1 pseudogene is annotated in these 909 nt (G+C 58.6%); it reads left to right on the top strand.

Features of this window, described 5'->3' with window-relative positions:
• Positions 1-909: pseudogene (locus EYC95_RS30065) on the top strand (RHS repeat protein); the annotation flags it as partial.

Genomic DNA, 909 nt, shown 5'->3' with positions numbered 1-909 from the left:
ACGGGCCTTTGGGTGATGTGCTGGAAACGCTTGATGCCAGGCAAAACCGCCAGACCTTTGGCTTCACTCTTGATGGGCGCCTGCGCCATAGCGCTTTGAAGCTGGCCGGCAAGCCCAATTGGCAAACGCTGGTCAGCGAGATCGAGTACGACGCCGACGGGCAGACCCTACGAGAAGTGGCGGGTAATGGCGTACAAACAACGCTCACGTATGACCCTGAGGACGGCCGTCTAGTGGAGCGGCGAGCGTACAGCGATAAAGCCGGACTGCTGCAACATCTGTTGTACGCCTATGACCTAATGGGCAATGTGCTGAGTATCGAAGACAAGGCGCTGCCGGTGCGTTACTTCAACAACCAGCGTATTGATCCCGTCAGTCGCTTTATCTACGACAGCCTTTATCAATTGATCGAAGCCATCGGTTGGGAGGCGGGTGCTTCCAACCAAGGGCCGGAGTCCGTCGGTCGCGCTGATCCGGCGGCGATCACCAATTACCATCAGACTTACTGCTACGACGAGGGCGGCAACCTGCTGAAGCTGACGCATGTCGGCGCACAAAACCCGGGCCGTGAACTGACCGCCGCGCGTTACAGCAATCGCTGCCTGCCCTGGCGCAACGGCGTGCCACCAACCGAAGCAGAAATCGCCGCTGCATTTGATGCCAACGGCAATTTGCTGGAGCTCGATCAAGGACGCTTTCTGACTTGGGATTTGCGTAACCAGCTGCACTCGGTCAGCCCGGTAGAGCGCGATTCCGGACGCAATGACTGTGAACGCTATCTCTATGATGGCGCTGGCCAGCGCGTGCGCAAAATTCGCTCGTTGCAGACCAATGCCCGAACCGTGACGGCTGAAGTGCGTTACTTGCACGGGCTGGAACTTCGTACCGACAACGGCACCGGGGAGGTGC

Source organism: Pseudomonas sp. BGI-2 (assembly GCF_004310295.1).
Lineage (GTDB): Bacteria > Pseudomonadota > Gammaproteobacteria > Pseudomonadales > Pseudomonadaceae > Aquipseudomonas.
Note: the sequence above shows the minus strand (reverse complement) of the source record. Positions and strands in the feature narration are given on the sequence as shown.